A 17,050-nucleotide genomic window follows, 5' to 3' on the forward strand; every position below is an offset into this window, starting at 1 on the left:
TAAGAAGAAATGTAAGAAAGTATAGATTGTAGTTATACTTCCGAATGTTTCAAAACTATACTGTTAAATTGTAGGGGGAGTTCTATGAATGTGAGTCCACAAATGTTTACCAAAGAGGAGCAGAACAAACTGCAGAAGACCGGTGCCCATAAAATGGCTAAGTTCGCGCAGCGTATGATCATGTTATCCGTAGGGGCCGCCATGATGGCTGTTGCACTTGAGATATTCCTAGTACCTAATCAAATGATTGATGGCGGGATTACCGGTATCTCCATTATTTTATCACATTTATTTGACATTCCTCTTGGTATATTATTGACACTGCTCAACCTTCCGTTCCTGTTAATCGGTTATAAGCAAATCGGTAAGACATTTGCCTTATCTACCTTATATGCGATTTTACTTATGTCTATCGGCACTTCAATGCTGCATCATGTAGAGGCCTTTACAGTTGAACCGATGCTTGCTGCCGTGTTTGGCGGTATCATTCTAGGTGTAGGTGTTGGATTGGTTGTACGTTTCGGGGGATCTCTAGACGGTACAGAAATTGTTGCGATTTTGGTAGCCAAGAAGCTTCCCTTCTCTGTAGGTGAAGTAGTTATGTTCTTCAACCTGTTCATCTTGTCCGGAGCTGGATTTGTGTTCGGTTGGAATAACGCGATGTTCTCCCTGATTGCTTATTATATTGCATTTAAGGTTATTGACATCACCCTTGAGGGTCTGGATCAATCGAAATCAGTATGGATTATCAGTGATAAATTCCGCGATATCGGGGAAGCTCTGACAGAGCGTCTTGGACGTGGTGTTACTTATTTAGATGGAGAAGGCGGATTTTCCGGTGAGAACAAGAAAGTGATCTTTGTAGTTATCACCCGTCTGGAAGAAGCTAAGCTTAAAACCATTGTTGAAGATTGGGATTCTGATGCATTCATCGCAATAGGTAACATCCATGATGTTAAAGGTGGCCGCTTCAAGAAGAAATCCATCCACTAGCGTAGCTCTTAAGTATCATTAACTGAAAGAAGGTATTTTTACGGATAAAAAAGCAATAAATACGGTGAACAAAGCTCGGCCTGCCGTATTCTTATATAGTATACCTTCTGTCCTTGAGTGGGACGCCAAATAAGCTCGTAGCATGTAGTTGATGCTGCGGGCTTATTGCTGTTTTTAGGGTCTTTTTTCTATGGGATTGCTCCTTTATGGGAGCTTAGCAATGAGCTGTTCAACGGGCTGTGGGGGCACTTTCTCTAAAAGATCTCCCATACGCAGAAGGCGTTCCTCGATATTGAGCAGATGAAAATTAGAGGGAGATACATTTTGCTGAACCTCCTCCCAGAGCAAGGGTGTAGAAACTGTAGCAAATGGTCTTGCGCGTGGTGTGTAAGGTGCAGCTAATGTTTTGCCGCTATAATGCTGAAGGTAGTCAAAATAAATTTTATCTCCGCGATTCTTTTTTAGACGTTCCAGGGTGAACAGGTTGGGATGCTTTTCGGTGACATAACGACCCACAAAATGCCCGATTTTCCGCAATCCATCAAAAGTAACGCCAGTCTCGATAGGGACGATGATTTGCACCCCGGTAGCACCGGAGGTTTTGGGTACAGAGGAGAGGCCAAGGGAGGTTAAGACCCCTCCAACGATCGCAGTTGCTTCCATGATGCGAGGTTCGATTTCAAGTGACGGATCAAGATCAATCATCCACTCACAGGGCAGCTCGCTGCCTACATAATGCAGGGAAGGGTGGAATTCCAAAGCGGCGAGATTTCCCAGCCAAATCAGCTCAGGTAAACCTTGCAGCTTGATATAGTTAATATTCTCGTGCACAGCGGTTTGGACAAAGGCCGGAAGCGGATCAGGTGCATTTTTTTGATAAAAGGACATTCCAGAGATGCCGTGCGGATAACGAATGACGGTAAGCAGCCGGTCTCGGCAATAACGCAGCAGATAGGGAGAGAGTGCAGCGAGCTTTTGCAGATAAATCCGTTTGGTAATGCCACATTCGGGCCACAGCAGCTTCTCTGGGTTAGTGATGATGATTTCTTCTCCGTCTATGGTAATTGTACCTTTGATCGCTGCCGGCATCGGGGAAACTCCTTTCTGTGATAGGAATGAAGGTATTATGTGTCAGTCTGCTCCTTTTCATGAAAAAAATATTCCCATAGTGTCCCTTTTGGATGATCATAAGACTTATAAGGATATACGTTAATGAGAAAGGGGAGTTTGCTGATTTTGGACGGGATCGAGCACACTGTTGTTCGGGTACAGGCAGGCGAGGTAGATTCCTATGCCTTGATCGTCGAGGCTTTTCAAAAGCCGATTTACCGCTATTGCTGTCGGCTGCTTGGGAGCCGTACTGAAGCGGAGGATGCAGTACAGGAAATTCTGGTAAAGGCATATCAGCATATAGGCACATACCGCCCTATCGCGAGCTTCTCTTCATGGCTATATAAAATTGCCTACCATCATTGCCTCAGTCTGATCCGCAAACGTCAAAGCCAAATAAAGTTTATGGCGCTTTTTCAACCAGATCCGCCTGCAGAAAGCCCGGAACAGTTGATGGACCGTTACATATTTAACGAACATCTGACTTTTGCCCTCGAGAAGCTGAAGACAGAGGAGCGAAACCTGTTAGTACTTAGAATCTTTGAGGAACAGAGCTTCCCGGAGATTGCGGAGATTCTGGATAAGAATACTGATGCTGTGAAGAAAAAATACAGGCGAACGATTACGAAGCTTGGCAAAATGCTGAATGCTCAGAAAGGGGGAACGGAATGGTGCGGCAACGAGGCTTTGTTGAAGAGAAAATGATCAAGAAAATGGATGCGGTAGGGAGCTGCGAAGAGCTGGATGTAAAAGCAGCTGTTATGAAGCGGGTAAGAGCAATTCATGAACAACAGAATAGGATTGACGGTGAAAGGACGAACATCGTTATCGAGCTGAATCCGTTTCCAGAACCGGAAGATCCTATTATGCAGAAGCAAAAAGAGATGCCCCAACACCCGTCTAGGTTTAGAAAAAGAGTGCTCACTGGAGTCTCCGCGGCTGTATTGCTGGGGATTATCGGGTTGGGTGCTTTTCAGCTATCTGCTGATGGAGATTTATCGGAACAAGGTAGCCAGGTTACAATTGATATCTCAAAACCCCAAGGTGGTATTATTACACTAGTGAACAGCGGAGGGAAGGCTGTTGTGAAGACGGTGCATAATAATACGCCTGATCCGACAACCTCGCCTGCGATAGAAAAGTATCAGAGCTTATCTATGACTTATAAAGAGCAAGTGCTTGCTCGTTTAAACACTGGGGAAATGGCTGCTTATTATGTGAAGGATGCTGAATTAAATAAGCTGGAGTTAGGGTTAGGCTATGGAAATCAATTGCAGTTTGCTTTTATTTCGCCGGTGTATTCGAAATATCAAGACTTCGTAAAAGAATTAAAAACGGTTGGCGATTTCTGGCCAGGGTTGCCTTCCTCGTTAGCTGATGGTTATGAATTCGAGCAAGGAACTTTTAATGCAGCTCCCCTATACAAGTCGCTAGACACAGAATATGAAGAAATCCTTGAACAATTTCAAAAAAAGGCTACAACCGATAAAACTGGACAAAACTTGTTTATGGAGAAGATAGCTGCAAATTCCATAGATAATGCTGAGGTTACCTACCACAACGGAGATCAAAGAATTACACTATCCTTAAGGCAGAGTGTTTTTAAGGGTTATAACATGCAAGTGTCTATCTTGGAAGGCCAGACTGCTGAAAAATGGTCTGTGACAGGTACAGGTAAAGAGGCAATATTTATCGCGGCGGGTACTGGAAAAGGGAAGAATGCCTGGTCTTCTCAGAATCGATTGTATTGGTATGATGAAGTCACCCAGATGGTTTTTTCTCTAAGCGACAAGCAGGAGAGTAAACTGACTCGTGAGCAATGGCAAAAGATTGCCACCAGTTTTATTCACTAGCTACTGTTCTAACTGTACATTAGGAGAAGCTGTCTCAAAAGTAGTGAATTCTACTTGGGAGGCAGCTTTTTTATGGAATAGGGGAATAATGGATTTTACTGTGCCATGTGACGATATGCCACGCGTAGAGTTCTATGCTAATGGTTGGGACGGTGGGCGATGTGCGATGTGCTATGTATGATTTTCGTGCGGCTTGCAGTAGATGATTTGTGGAATTAGTGGTATATGTGACGGTGGACTATGGGCGATACGTTCTGTGTTTGTGCAATGTATAGAATGCTTTAAACTAATTAGGGAAAAACTCCCTGAAAATAGCCGCTATTTGCTCTAAATGAACGAAATCAGGGAATTCCTCCCTAATAATCAGGAGAATTGCTTTATTCGTTGCCGAATTGGCTGAATTTCAGGGAAGTTTTCCCTAATTATAGGTCCAATGAACAGAAATATCTGAGGTTTAGGGAGAAATTCCTCAATTGTTCTATAAGTACTTCACTTATTGCATCATTAGGAGCGTCACTTGATGCGTCACTTGTAATGTTAAGAACAAAAAAGAGGCTGTCCCAAGCAACTATTTCATGGCTTTTGGGACAGCCTCTTTTTTTGTGAGAAAATGTCCCTTTTTCTAATGTTGGATTGTTATAGAAGTGTAGTTAAAAAACAGGGGTGAAAATACATTTACCTTATTGAAGGAGAGGATATTAGAAATTGAAGCTCCATTCTGATTTCAAAAAAACAGTTATCACGTTCTCTGCAGCAATCTTGCTGGGAACAGGAGTGGCCGGGGGTGTGGATGTACCCGGCTTGTCTCTTACAATTGCGGCGGCATCAGGAGCGCAGGTTGCATCACAAACCGATCAGAAGACCCAAAAGGAATTGCAGGCACTCGTAGCTGGAGTGAAGGAAGGTACGCTTTTGGCCTACTACGTACGGGATAAAGTCTCCAATCCACAGGATGCGATCAGCTTCTCTGGCAAAGGGTTTGTTTTTAAAGACTATAAATCCTTTGCTGCGAAGTTTAAAGCGCTAAGGGGTCCGTCTATTCCGCAGCCCGGAAATCTTCCTAAAGGCTTCACTCTGGAGAGAGCCATCATCTATCCACCGGCTGTAGCTAATGATTCAGAGCTGTATTTGCAACTAGAGCAGGAATTGAAGGCAGCAGCGGTTGCTGGTAATTCTAATAAACAGTTGTTTAGTAAAATCATCAGCTGGAACCAGACGAATTTGTCTATGCAGCTGTATGCGAAAGGAAAAGCCAATTTTAGCATTGTAACTGGGTCGCCGTCATCCAAACTTCCGGAAGGAGCGGTACCTTTTGTAAGAGCTTCGGAATCTAAGAAAGAATTAACGGTCAACGGCAGAAAAGTAGTACTTACAACTGATTCCGCTAAAGACGCAAGCTTTAACACAAAGCTAGTATGGCTGGATAACTCAGGCACGATACAATATACTCTTTCAGACAATCGGGCCAGTACGCTGACGACAAATGAAATGCTGGCGGTAGCTAAAACCATGATCAAATAACCAAGGGGCTAAAGGAGGATATTATAATGATGATTAAGAAAAGCGCGGCGATTACAGCCTTAAGCTTATTAGTATTGATAAGTGCGGTGAGTGGAACAGCAGGCGCAGTGCCTGCGGGGAGTAATAATAAAAGTAAAGCTACCGCACCCGTTGAGCAGAATACGCCCATATCTTCAACGATTGAAGCTTTGATTGCCAAAGAAAATACAGTTCCCTTACAAGCAGGCGAACTTAAGATCCTGTATGTAAATGATAAGAAATCTAATCCACATGAAACCTTGAGTATAAGCTATATGCCATATAGATTCAGTTCTATAAACGAAGCGGTGCAGAAGTTACTTTCATTAAGCGGGAAGTCACTCCTGATACCTACTTCTCTACCAGAGGATTATAAGTTACAGGATGTCGTTTTAAATCCAGTGATTCCAATGTTTTTTAGCTCAGAGTATAAGACCCTCAGGGATCAATTAAAAGCTAAAGCCCAAGCTGGTGGTAAAAAGGTGATTTCGCAAAGCTTGAAGTGGAGCAATACAGAAACCTCTATCACCTATCTACGAAATGGAGAGAGGGTGAATTTAAGATCTGCACCTGCATACACGCTACCGGAAGGGGTGACTTTGGCCCAGCTGCCTGGGGATCAGGATGAGAGCTTGACCATCAACGGGGTTGAGGCGATTTACACAGTTTTTGGGCCTCATCACGGTGATCTTAAAGTCCAGCTGGTATGGTCCAGTTCTGATGGAAGTGTCGATTATACACTTACGAGTACGAAAAATACTGCGCAGACAAAGGCAGAGCTTGAGGCCCTTGTAACAAGTTTTACAGCACAATAAGAAACGTCCTCCCATTTCAGATTGGGAGGACGTTCTTTTATCCTTTTTGCTCCATTGTGCATGCCTCCGGGGGAAGATTCACTTTAGCTTGAGTAACAGGCTGACGCAGAGTGCCCGAGGTGTTCCATTCCAGAAAATGAACTTTGAAGACGAGCTCCGGCTTTATCCAAAAAGCACCCTTACCTCGTTGTGGAACATCTGCAAAGGGCATCCGATCCAGCTTAAGGCGGTGTGCCTCCGCAGTTAAGTCGCGTTTATCCTGTACAGTCAATTTTCCCGGACCGGTATGTCCGATATAATGCAAATTTCCTTTATCATCATAAAGACCAAGAAGCAGTGCGTTGACGATACCGTCACGGAACGTCACACCCCCGGCTACAGCTGTAATATCAGAACTGATTTTGCGTTTCTGCCAACGTTTATCTTTTCCGCCCGGAGCATAAGTACTGTTAATGTCCTTGCAGACGATTCCTTCCAAGCCCTGGTTCTGAGTGGCGGCGAACAGTTCTGTAGGATCGGTATAACTTGGCACAGCTTGAACATGGGGATGCGGCAGCAGAATGTCACTTAACAGCTGCTGCCGCAAGAATAATGGTTGATCCATCGTAGATTGGCCATTATAAAACAGAATATCAAAAATCATATAAATGACAGGAACCTGATGCCTAACGACGTAAATTGTGGAACCGTTTTTCAAACTGTCCCTCCGCATCACCTCATGAAATGAGGGTTTGCCGTCCTTGAGTGCGATAATCTCACCATCAAGAATCACGGAGTCAGCCTTGCAGTAAGCAGATACATCAATAAGTTCTGGATATTGCGTGGTACGGTAATTGCCACGTCTGTTAATAAGCTGAGTAGTGCTTCCATCGTAATAGGACAACATCCGTACGCCGTCCCATTTAATTTGTGCGATCCACTGGTCACCTGCTGGAAGCTGCCCAGCCAGTATAGGTTCAAAAGGAATAATGGGCTGAAGCTTCATCCGCAGAGCCTCCTAAGATACGGTTGTTTTGCTTTTCGTGCTGCGGCGTTTCGGTTTTGGCGTGATGACTGGAGCCGGCCCGGAGACCTCGTTTTGCTGCTCCGCAGGTTCCGCGGCGGTTGTTTTGGTCTTGGCTGTTTTTCTTTTGGCAGCAGGAGCCGCTTTAGTTTTGGTTTTTGTGTTGCCTGTTAATGAAGGACCAGGGTCTGAAGGAATATGCTGCACAGCTTGAATACTAGCCTGCAAGGCAGCCATTAGATCAATCACATTGCTTTCCTGTTTAGCAGGAGCGATATGAAATTCCTCGCCTGCAATTTTATGTGAGATCAGATCAAGCATACGCTTGCGATAATCATCGGTATATTTTGCCGGATCAAAAGGAGTGGATAGCTGTGAGATCAGCAGCTTAGCCATTTCCAGCTCTTTATCGTTCACTGTCCCTGCTTCGGGCAGACCAGGCACTTGTGAGATCGGCCGCACCTCATCAGGATAAAAAATGGTCTCAATCGCAAGGCAATCCTCAAGCACACGGATCGCTGCCAGACTGCTTTTTGAGCGGATTGAAATTTTGGCGATGCCAATTTTACCTGTCTGCTTCATGGCCTCCATAAGAAGTCGATAAGCATTTGAGCCTGCCTGATCCGGGGATAAATAGTAGGTTTTTTGAAAATAAATCGGATCGATCTCCGTCAGGTCTACAAAGTCGAGAATGGAGATGCTTTTACTGGTCTCGTCGGATAGTTGATCCAATTCCTCTTTGTCGAAGAGCACAAACTTCCCTTTTTCATACTCATATCCTTTACCGATCTCTTCCCAAGCTACCTCTTTGTCACACACCGGGCATTTGCGTACATACGACAGCGGGCTGCCACACTCCTTATGGATATAACGCAGAGAAATGTCCTTGTCTTCCGTAGCGGAGAACATTTTAACCGGAACATGCACAAGCCCGAAGCTGATGGCTCCTTTCCAAACGGTATGCATGAGAAACACCTCCTGATCTAAGTTGATTTGCTTTGGGTTAGTATGAGGCAGGAAAGGCTTTTCTAGCCGGGTGCATTTTTTGAGAAGCTTGGGAAAAAATAAACTCGGACCTGTGAAGTTGAGGAGGAGAATCTAAGGTATGGAACCAAGAGATAACGAATGGAGCGATACGCTGAGCGAGCAGGATATTCCGGCCACAGTTGTGGATTGGGAGAGCATTATTGCGTCCACGGAGGCCAGTCAGGTTTCCGATTCGGAAAAGCTGGATGCGGAACGAACCCTCGAAGATACGTCACCCTTAGAATCGTAAACTTTAGGAAAGATAAAGGAGGAGAACAGTTGTGGACGTCAAACGGGCACAGGATATTTATGCTTCTAAAGAAACTGTAAGTGTACATTTGGATGGGGAGCCTGTATGGATTGAACATGTGGATGAAGAGAACGGAATGGCTACGGTACAAGTTGGCTCTCGACCAACCAATACGCACACTGTGGGTGTTGAACGACTCGAAGAGCAAGAGCACTAACAAAGGTCTACTTAGAGCGTACGTTAAAGCTGAATTATAGTTTTTTAAAAAAGAGACTTTTTATGCTTAAGTTTGCGTAAAGGTCTCTTTTTGATTTGAAGCATAACTGACATCAAGGTTGACGGTGTAAGATTTAAACCAATATATTGGATCAGGCAGGACAGTCCATATTGTTGCGCTGTGTTCAGGAGTAATTGCGACAGTATTATTCTTTCAGGCTACAGATATGGTAAGGAGCAGCATGAGCGGATTAGCAGCAGTCGAAGCCATCCAATCTCGCAGCGTTCATTATCGAAATTCAGCTTAAACACGCAAGTGAAGAAGAGGGCTGTACCTCCTTCGGCTTAAACAATGGGCAGGGACAGTTGTTGCGGTGGATGGACCATACCGATATAATTGAATGTAATGGTTTTCGACAGGTATATTTTAAAAGGTGGTAGTTGTAGTTGGACAAAACAGTCGAAACGGTGTTCACTTACCGTTCTTACAATCTGCAGGATACGGAGCAACTGGCAAGTGCAATAGCTGCTGCTTCAACGGCAGGCATGGTTATCGGTTTGGACGGTGATCTAGGCGCAGGAAAAACGGCCTTCTCGCAAGGTTATGCTCGCCATCTTGGAGTGAAAGGGATCGTAAACAGTCCTACTTTTACTATTATTAAAGAGTACGAAGGTCGTCTGCCGTTATATCACATGGATGTATATCGGATTTCACTTCAGGAAGCAGATGAGCTTGGATTGGATGAGTATTTCTATGGTCAGGGTGTTTGTTTGGTAGAATGGAGCAGTATTATTACGGAGTTAATGCCGCCGCGGCATATGCATATATACATGGAATCAGTTGGACCGGAGGAAAGAATCATTACGGTGACCGCAATCGGGGAGCCTTATGGTGAGCTTTGCCGGGAGCTGATCAAGAAGTGGGGTTAATAAAAATGACGAACGAGAATACAGAGCCGCGCAAGCGGCTTTTAGCGCTGGATACATCAACTGCCGTATTGGGGGTTGCAGTGACCGAGAATGGAGAATTATTGCATGAAATTAATGCTTCCGGTGAACGGAATCATTCGGTGCATTTGCTGCCGATTATAGAGCAGGCGCTACAAGCTTCGGGAACAACCGTTGCTAATCTGGGCGGGATTGCGGTTGGTGTGGGCCCGGGATCTTATACGGGAACACGGATCGCGGTTACCGCTGCCAAAACACTGGCTTGGGCATGGAATGTCCCGGTAGTTGGTATTTCGAGCCTGCATGCTGTGGCATGGGGTGGGTATGAAACAGCCCTTAAGAATAAGACGACATCAGAGTCAGGACAAGCCACTGCGAACAGTGGCTACGGTCCAGACTGGATCATTCCACTGATGGATGCGCGTCGGGGACAGGTCTACACAGGATTATTCGCAGCGGATGGGAATAGTTCTCTTAGCCGCCTTGAACCAGATGCCATCCGGTTGATGGCCGACTGGGTGGAGTACTTGGCAGAACGTTTACAACAGGCTTCAGCTGAAGGAACTAAACCAGCTATTCTATGGTTTGTTGGAGAAACCGCTGTACATGGCAGCGAAGAATCACTACATCCGCTGGCGGAACTCGGCACTTCTGTAGCTATTCCATATGAGCTGGAGGGCCGCTGGACAGGCTTCCTTGGTGAAGCCCGGCTGCAAGTAGAGAATGATGATATTCATAGCTTGATCCCTAACTATACTCAGATTTCGGAAGCGGAGGCCAATCTGCGGTTAAGTAGTAAAGGAGGCTTAAAACGATGACGGAAGTGGAATCATTGAGAGCACAAGAGGCTGACCTTGTTTTTCGTCTGATGAAGCTGGAGGATATTCCGGACATTCTTATTATTGAGCGCGAAGCCTTTACCATGCCGTGGACGGAGGAAGCTTTCCGGAATGAGCTGACGCATAATCATTTTGCTAAATACATGGTTATGGAGCTGGCAGGTCATATAATTGGCTATGCTGGAATGTGGGCTATCGTGGATGAGGCACATGTGACGAATATTGCCTTACTCGAAGCTTATCGTGGACGTAAATGGGGGGAGCGCCTGTTGGAGGAGTTAATGAATACTGCCTCTTACGTAGGCATGAAATCCATTACGCTTGAGGTGCGGGTATCCAATGAGGTAGCTCAGAATTTATATCGTAAAAAAGGCTTTCGTTCTGCCGGTACGCGCAAAGGATATTATTCCGATAATCGCGAGGATGCACTCATTATGTGGGCGGATCTACCGGAGTATAAGGAGCATGGCTATTTGGAAGGAAGCGTGGACTTGAAATGAAGACAGAAACGGGCGCAGCTCAACCTGTACTAATACTTGCTATAGAGACCAGTTGTGATGAAACCTCGGTGGCCGTGGTCAAAAACGGATCAGAAGTGTTATCGAACATCATCTCGAGTCAAATAGAGACACATCGTGCTTTTGGGGGTGTGGTGCCAGAAGTGGCTTCCCGTAAACATGTGGAGGTAATTACGCTCGTAATCGAGGAAGCGCTCGCCAAGGCAGGCGTTACACCCGAACAATTGACTGCGGTAGCGGTGACTCAAGGCCCGGGTTTGGTGGGAGCTTTACTGGTCGGGGTAGTAGCGGCTAAAAGCCTTGCTCTTGCATGGGGCAAGCCGTTAATTGGCACGCATCATATTGCAGGCCACATCTATGCTAACCGCCTGGTTGCAGAGCTGCAGTATCCATGTATGACACTAGTGGTGTCAGGTGGACATACTGAACTGGTTCATATGGAGCGTGAGGGTGAATTTCGAATTATCGGCCGTACGCGTGATGATGCTGTAGGTGAGGCCTATGATAAAGTGGCTCGGGCGCTAGGGTTCCCTTATCCCGGCGGACCCCATGTAGATCGCCTGGCACGCGAAGCAACGGAAGTTGTTGCATTGCCGCGGGTATGGCTGGAGCCGAACTCTTATGATTTCAGCTTCAGCGGTCTAAAATCGGCGGTGCTGAATGTGGTTAATCAGAGCAAAATGAAAGGTCTTGAACCCAATGTGGCAGGTATCGCCCGGGGGTTCCAAGAATCCGTAGTAGAAGTGCTGGTGGAAAAGGCGGTACGCGCCGTTAAAGCCACTAACTCCAGACAGTTATTGCTCTGTGGGGGGGTCGCTGCTAATGGCGGACTTCGCTCGGCATTAATTTCGCGCTGTGAAACGGAGGGCATTGAACTTATTATTCCTCCACCGGTATATTGCACGGATAATGCGGCGATGATTGGAGCGGCTGCATACGTGAAGTGGCAGCATGACGGAGGAATACCGCTGGATATGGTTGCTGACCCTGGCTTCTCACTGGAACAATGGTCTGTATCTGCCTATTGACATCATTTGGAGCTAACGAGTATAATCAGTTCAATTAAACAAGACAAACGCGATGAGCGGAAGTAGTAAGGATACTCTGGGATAAGAGAACTGCGGGTGGGTGCAACGCAGTCGAAGGAGTCCTGAACTCGTCTGGGAGCGGAGCGGTGGAAGCATTACTGGCAATTGTCGCCGGAACGTTTGTACACCGTTTACGGGTAACCTCCGTAATAGGGTGGTCTAGTACCTAACATACTGGACCGTAGAGTGGATGTTCAATTGGAATCGGCAGGAACTTAGCTGATACAGAGCATCAACAAGAGTGGTACCGCGAAGGTTAACAGCCTGTCGTCTCTTGAATGAGATGGCAGGCTTTTTTGTATGGATTTAGAGTGGTGAGTAATTTATATAATACACGCTAAGAACGGGAGTAGTAGAGTTTGACGGTGAACAGAGAGCTGCGGGTTGGTGCGACGCAGTCACCGGATTTCTTGAAGCTCGCCCGGGAGCGGAGCGGCGGAACAAGAGTACGCTGCCTACGGCTGTCCTCGTTATCGGACCTTTCCGGATTTAAGCTGGCACGCCAGCTTGAACCGGGAAGAAGAGCTGGACGCAGCTTTAAGGCTTGTTATTAAGACAGCCGATGCGTCAAAAAGAGTGGTACCGCGGAGGGGTAACCCGCCGTCTCTTTATTAGAGACGGCGGGTTTTTGCGTTCTTGTAGAAGAAGTCCGGGGAATGGACTCATCGCTACATAAGACGCCAAAAGTGAACACTCTGCACATTGTGCAGAGATTCATTTGTTTCAGCTGCCGGCAGCAGTGGGTGGGAAATGAGCAGAACCGCAAGTCGACGTGTGGTTCTGCGCTGAAGCATAGGATAGAGATAAGGCATCCAATTACATGAAAACAAAACTAGGAGGAATTCAGATGATTATTCCAGTTAAGAAACGTATTCAAATTTTCGATACGACCCTGCGTGACGGTGAGCAGGCCCCTGGGGCTAGTCTGACTCCTGAGCAAAAAATATTGCTGGCTTATAAGCTAGCTGATCTGGGTGTTGATGTAATGGAGCCGGGGTTCCCGGTATCGAGTCCTGGAGATTTTGCAGCGGTGCAGACGATTTCGCGCAAGGTGCGCAACGTGGAGATTTGTGGTTTCGCGCGGGCCGTAAAAGGGGACATCGATGCTGCAGTCCGGGCCACTCAAGATGCTGAACGTCGGCGGATTCACTTGTTTATCTCCTCTTCTGATATTCATTTGCAGCATCAACTGCGTATGAGCAGAGCTGAAGTCGTAGCTAAAGCGCGTGAGATGACGGCTTATGCGCGACAATTCTGTGATGTAGTTGAATTCACGGCTATGGACGCTGCGCGGACAGGGATTGATGATCTGATTGAAATGGTTGAGGCGGTTATAGAGGAAGGGGCCTCCATTATTAACCTGCCGGATACAGTAGGATACGCATTGCCACATGAATATGGCGAGATGTTCCGGAGAGTGCGGCAGGGAGCAAGAGGTGGTGGCAAGGTCAGCTATAGTGCCCACTGTCATAATGACTTGGGGCTGGCTGTAGCTAACAGTCTGGCAGCGATTGATGGAGGGGCGACTCAGATAGAAGTCACCGTGAACGGTGTAGGCGAGCGCACAGGGAACTGCGCACTGGAAGAGCTTGTTATGGCGCTTGAAACCCGCGGCGATGCAATCGGTGCAGAAACAGGTATCGTGCTGGATAAACTGTATGATACTTCCCGGCTGATTAGTGGAGCGATGCATTTCCCAATCGCCTATAACAAGCCGGTCGTCGGAAGAAATGCCTTCCAGCATGAGTCCGGGATTCATCAGGATGGCCTGCTCAAGGATCGTAGTACCTATGAGATTATGGATCCCGAACGGCTGGGCATCCCCCGCAGCATGATCATTCTGGGCAAACATTCTGGCAGACATGCGCTGAAGGATCGGGCTGCGAAGTATGGAATAACGCTGGAGCCTGCGGAGCTGGATGCACTTTATGAGTCCTTTAAAGAGACCGCTGACCGTCAAAAGGTCGTCAGTGATGACCAGCTGCTGCAAATGGTAAGCAGTACAACTGGACAACAAGCTCAGGTCTATGAGCTGGGTGAGGTTCAGGTATTGGCGGGCAGTGCCCAGCGCCGTGTAGCTGCAGTTACGGTACGCCATCTGCAGACTGGCCGGGAAACGTCACATACCAGCACTGGTGAAGGTCCGCTTGAAGCGATTATCGCTGCTATTGGGCAAGGGATTGCTGAGGAGATAGACTTTGCAGGACTCGAGCTTCATTCGCTTGGGAGCGGAGAGAATGCGCAAGCAGAAGCAGCGGTGATGGTGGAGTGGGAGGGCCTTAAATTCAGAGGCACGGCCACTCACCAAGATATAATTATGGCGGCAGGCATCGCTTATATCGCAGCCTGTAATGCTGCCCTGCTCTCTACACAGATTGTCTAAAATACGACGTGCCCGCTGTCAGTTTAGGAGATAGCGGGTTCTTTTTTAGCATAAAATCAGTCTTGTAAAATGGGGTTACGTCTTTTGTCAAGTTGTGGACAACGTTATCCACATATTCTGCCTGAGTTGTGTAAAAAGTGCGTAAAATCAGCAATAACGGCTTTTTTCAAAATGCTCTAATAAACAATTTTGTTGGCAATGAAACACTGTGAGAATTGTGGATAATGTGGATAGATCCGTGGATAATAATTCCTTTTCTTTGAAAATACCGATTTAACGCATAAAAAAGACCCCGAAGGGTCTTTTGAAGTAGGGAGTTATACACGAAACCTGTGTATAGAGCTGTGGATAACTATTTATGAACAAATCTAGAACGATGAAAAAATATTTATAAGGAGGATTTACATTATTCGTCAGCAAGGATTTCCCATTCGCTAAAGAAATCTGTCAGCTGAGATTTTTTGTTCTTCAGGTCCTCTTCATAACCTTGAAGTGCTAAATAATCCTGATAAACTTCAGGTTTAGTCATTTCATGCTCTATAAATACGATTGATTCTTCAAGTGAGGCGATGTTCTCCTCAAGCTCTGCGATACGCCGTTTGCGGTTACGCTCTTCACGCTTAGCCTGCTTGTCTGCTTCAAAAGAGGTTACAGCGCTTTTTTCAGGTACAGCAGCGTCCTTATTAACGTTTTTAGTAGCTAGTTCAGCGGCATCTTTTGCAATCTCTTCTAATTCTCGTTTCTTCTCGACATAGTCATCGTAGTTGCCGAGGTATTGGTCGATCCCTTCGGGATGCAGCTCCAGTACCCTTTCAGCCATTTTGTTCAAAAAATAACGGTCATGGGAGATGAACAGCAGGGTGCCTTCGAAATCAATTAAAGCAGATTCCAGAACCTCACGGCTGACCAGATCCAAATGGTTGGTAGGTTCATCGAGAATTAGCATATTTGCACCGCGGAGCATTAGTTTAGATAACGAAACTCGAGCTTTTTCGCCGCCGCTGAGTGCGGAAATCTTCTTAAGAACATCCTCTCCGCTAAAAAGGAAATTACCAAGGATCGTACGAATTCTGGCTTCCTCGATCATTGGATATTCACTCCACAGTTCTTCCATAACCGTATTTTGTGGATTAAGGCGGGTCTGTTCCTGATCATAATAAGCAATTTTTACTTTAGTGCCCCAATTCACCGTTCCAGCAGAAGGCTCACGGGTTCCGGTCATACACTGCAGCAATGTGGATTTACCGATACCATTGGGACCGATCAGGGCAGCAGTCTCCCCGCGACGAAGCTCAAAAGAAGCGTCCTTGAATAAAGGTGAACCTTCATTAAAGGCAACCGCAACATTGCGCACTTGAAGCACCTCTTTTCCAGACATGAAGTCTGGCTCAAAGGAGAAGCTAGCCTTCTTCAGATCGCCCATTGGACGATCTAGACGATCCATCTTCTCAAGCGCTTTGCGTCTGCTCTGCGCACGTTTTGTGGTGGAAGCCCGGACAATATTTTTCTGAACGAAATCCTCCATTCGAGAAATTTCATCCTGTTGCTTCTCATATTGCTTCATCCGTGCTTCATATTCGGCAGCCTTCAAATCTACATAACGACTGTAGTTACCCGTATAACGCCGGGACTGGTGCCGCTCGATCTCTACAATAGTGGTCACGAGACGGTCTAGGAAATAACGGTCATGGGATACAACCAGAATCCCGCCAGCATAGCTGCGGAGGTAATCCTCCAGCCACGTTAACGTTTCGATATCCAGATGGTTAGTAGGCTCATCCAGCATCAGAAGATCTGGAGCCTGAAGCAAAATACGGGCCAGCGCGAGCCGGGTCTTTTGGCCTCCACTAAGGGTAGAAATGGGTGTATCTGGTGGGAAATCACTGAAGCCCATGCCGTGTAGGACACTGCGAATCCGTGTATTCATTTCATAGCCGCCGTGGTCCTTGAACCAATCCGAGCGCCGCGCATATCGTTCAAGCAGTTCTTCGTACCGCTTGGGGTCTTCCGCGAGCTTAGGATCAGCAATACTTACTTCTAACTCTCTCAGCTCAGTTTCGGCTTCGATCAGCGGAGCGAAGACCGCCATCATTTCTTCATGAATGGTTTTGTCAGATTGCAGTCCGCTATTCTGAGCTAAATATCCGATTGTTGTTTCTTTTGATTTATGAATTTGACCGCTGTCATAAGACATCTCACCGGCCAGAATTTGTAGAAAAGTTGATTTGCCGGCACCATTCACACCCACTAGCCCGACACGTTCCTTTTCATTTACCTGTAGGCTTATGCCATCCAGTACGTTCTGTATACCATATGATTTAGTAATTCCTGTCGCTTGAAGAAGCATAACGATGAAACCTCCACCCTTGCATATTTCGCCTTGGTATTTATCCCTCAGCCGTATGAACAACTTATTCTATAGTTTACATGAAAAGCGTTTCCCAAGCGAGGGTTCGATCTAATGTAAGG

At 46.4% G+C, this 17,050-nt stretch carries 16 protein-coding genes, 1 pseudogene and 2 other annotated features; of the genes and pseudogenes, 13 read left to right on the forward strand and 4 right to left on the reverse strand.

The window, feature by feature from the left end:
* The first annotated feature begins 153 nt into the window (after positions 1 to 153).
* Positions 154 to 993, forward strand: coding sequence for a YitT family protein (locus NSQ55_RS05100; RefSeq protein WP_248547977.1), 840 nt, complete (start codon positions 154 to 156; stop codon positions 991 to 993).
* Positions 994 to 1,197: 204 nt separating this feature from the next.
* Here the strand turns inward: NSQ55_RS05100 and ligD are convergent, their stop codons facing one another.
* On the reverse strand, positions 1,198 to 2,082 hold the full coding sequence (ligD, locus tag NSQ55_RS05105; RefSeq protein WP_076185052.1) for a non-homologous end-joining DNA ligase: 885 nt from the start codon (positions 2,080 to 2,082) through the stop codon (positions 1,198 to 1,200).
* A gap of 123 nt (positions 2,083 to 2,205) precedes the next feature.
* Between ligD and NSQ55_RS05110 the strand changes: the two genes are divergently transcribed.
* The 4 genes from NSQ55_RS05110 to NSQ55_RS05125 all read left to right on the forward strand — a co-directional run bounded on the left by NSQ55_RS05110 (position 2,206) and on the right by NSQ55_RS05125 (position 6,310).
* Positions 2,206 to 2,808, forward strand: coding sequence for a sigma-70 family RNA polymerase sigma factor (locus tag NSQ55_RS05110; RefSeq protein WP_256717243.1), 603 nt, complete (start codon positions 2,206 to 2,208; stop codon positions 2,806 to 2,808).
* Positions 2,772 to 3,956: a hypothetical protein gene (locus NSQ55_RS05115; RefSeq protein WP_076194211.1), complete on the forward strand. Its 1,185-nt coding sequence runs from the start codon at positions 2,772 to 2,774 to the stop codon at positions 3,954 to 3,956. The genes NSQ55_RS05110 and NSQ55_RS05115 overlap by 37 nt, the downstream gene beginning before the upstream one ends.
* Positions 3,957 to 4,661: 705 nt before the next feature.
* Entirely contained in the window at positions 4,662 to 5,477 is an 816-nt protein-coding gene (locus NSQ55_RS05120; protein ID WP_076224387.1) for a hypothetical protein, read from the forward strand.
* Between the two features lie 26 nt (positions 5,478 to 5,503).
* Positions 5,504 to 6,310: a hypothetical protein gene (locus NSQ55_RS05125; RefSeq protein WP_339171723.1), complete on the forward strand. Its 807-nt coding sequence runs from the start codon at positions 5,504 to 5,506 to the stop codon at positions 6,308 to 6,310.
* A gap of 37 nt (positions 6,311 to 6,347) precedes the next feature.
* Here NSQ55_RS05125 and NSQ55_RS05130 read toward each other — a convergent pair whose 3' ends face one another.
* Positions 6,348 to 7,295 (reverse strand): DNA ligase, encoded by a 948-nt coding sequence (locus NSQ55_RS05130; RefSeq protein WP_339171726.1) that lies wholly within the window; start codon positions 7,293 to 7,295, stop codon positions 6,348 to 6,350.
* 12 nt (positions 7,296 to 7,307) lie between these two features.
* Positions 7,308 to 8,279, reverse strand: a complete 972-nt coding sequence (locus tag NSQ55_RS05135) for a Ku protein (RefSeq protein WP_339171728.1) — start codon at positions 8,277 to 8,279, stop codon at positions 7,308 to 7,310.
* 139 nt (positions 8,280 to 8,418) lie between these two features.
* Here NSQ55_RS05135 and NSQ55_RS05140 point away from each other — a divergent pair, with 139 nt between their 5' ends.
* The 8 genes and pseudogenes from NSQ55_RS05140 (at position 8,419) to NSQ55_RS05175 (ending at position 14,581) form a co-directional block, all read left to right on the forward strand.
* The gene (locus tag NSQ55_RS05140) at positions 8,419 to 8,589 is read left to right on the forward strand and encodes a hypothetical protein (protein ID WP_175620005.1); all 171 of its coding nucleotides are present in this window, start codon (positions 8,419 to 8,421) and stop codon (positions 8,587 to 8,589) included.
* 31 nt (positions 8,590 to 8,620) lie between these two features.
* Entirely contained in the window at positions 8,621 to 8,806 is a 186-nt protein-coding gene (locus NSQ55_RS05145) for an H-type small acid-soluble spore protein (protein ID WP_036676525.1), read from the forward strand.
* Between the two features lie 169 nt (positions 8,807 to 8,975).
* Positions 8,976 to 9,083, forward strand: a pseudogene (locus NSQ55_RS05150) (multidrug resistance efflux transporter family protein); the annotation flags it as partial.
* A gap of 190 nt (positions 9,084 to 9,273) precedes the next feature.
* Complete coding sequence (tsaE, locus tag NSQ55_RS05155; RefSeq protein WP_339174412.1) at positions 9,274 to 9,735, forward strand: tRNA (adenosine(37)-N6)-threonylcarbamoyltransferase complex ATPase subunit type 1 TsaE; 462 nt, start codon at positions 9,274 to 9,276, stop codon at positions 9,733 to 9,735.
* 5 nt (positions 9,736 to 9,740) lie between these two features.
* Complete coding sequence (gene tsaB / locus NSQ55_RS05160) at positions 9,741 to 10,571, forward strand: tRNA (adenosine(37)-N6)-threonylcarbamoyltransferase complex dimerization subunit type 1 TsaB (RefSeq protein WP_339171734.1); 831 nt, start codon at positions 9,741 to 9,743, stop codon at positions 10,569 to 10,571.
* On the forward strand, positions 10,568 to 11,092 hold the full coding sequence (rimI, locus tag NSQ55_RS05165; protein WP_036676521.1) for a ribosomal protein S18-alanine N-acetyltransferase: 525 nt from the start codon (positions 10,568 to 10,570) through the stop codon (positions 11,090 to 11,092). Before tsaB ends, rimI begins: the two co-directional genes overlap by 4 nt.
* Positions 11,089 to 12,138, forward strand: coding sequence for a tRNA (adenosine(37)-N6)-threonylcarbamoyltransferase complex transferase subunit TsaD (gene tsaD, locus NSQ55_RS05170; RefSeq protein WP_076099403.1), 1,050 nt, complete (start codon positions 11,089 to 11,091; stop codon positions 12,136 to 12,138). Before rimI ends, tsaD begins: the two co-directional genes overlap by 4 nt.
* A 43-nt stretch (positions 12,139 to 12,181) precedes the next feature.
* Positions 12,182 to 12,476 (forward strand) — a binding site (T-box leader).
* Positions 12,477 to 12,528: 52 nt separating this feature from the next.
* Positions 12,529 to 12,809: a binding site (T-box leader), on the forward strand.
* Between the two features lie 236 nt (positions 12,810 to 13,045).
* Positions 13,046 to 14,581, forward strand: coding sequence for a 2-isopropylmalate synthase (locus NSQ55_RS05175; RefSeq protein ID WP_036676518.1), 1,536 nt, complete (start codon positions 13,046 to 13,048; stop codon positions 14,579 to 14,581).
* A 406-nt stretch (positions 14,582 to 14,987) separates the two neighbouring features.
* On the opposite strand, the gene abc-f is transcribed toward NSQ55_RS05175, so the two are convergent.
* A complete protein-coding gene (abc-f, locus tag NSQ55_RS05180) occupies positions 14,988 to 16,928 on the reverse strand; it encodes an ABC-F type ribosomal protection protein (protein ID WP_076129226.1) in 1,941 nt (646 codons plus the stop codon).
* Between the last annotated feature and the right edge of the window lie 122 nt (positions 16,929 to 17,050).

It is taken from the genome of Paenibacillus sp. FSL H7-0943 (assembly GCF_037963265.1).
In the GTDB taxonomy this organism is placed as follows: Bacteria; Bacillota; Bacilli; order Paenibacillales; family Paenibacillaceae; genus Paenibacillus_AQ; species Paenibacillus_AQ odorifer.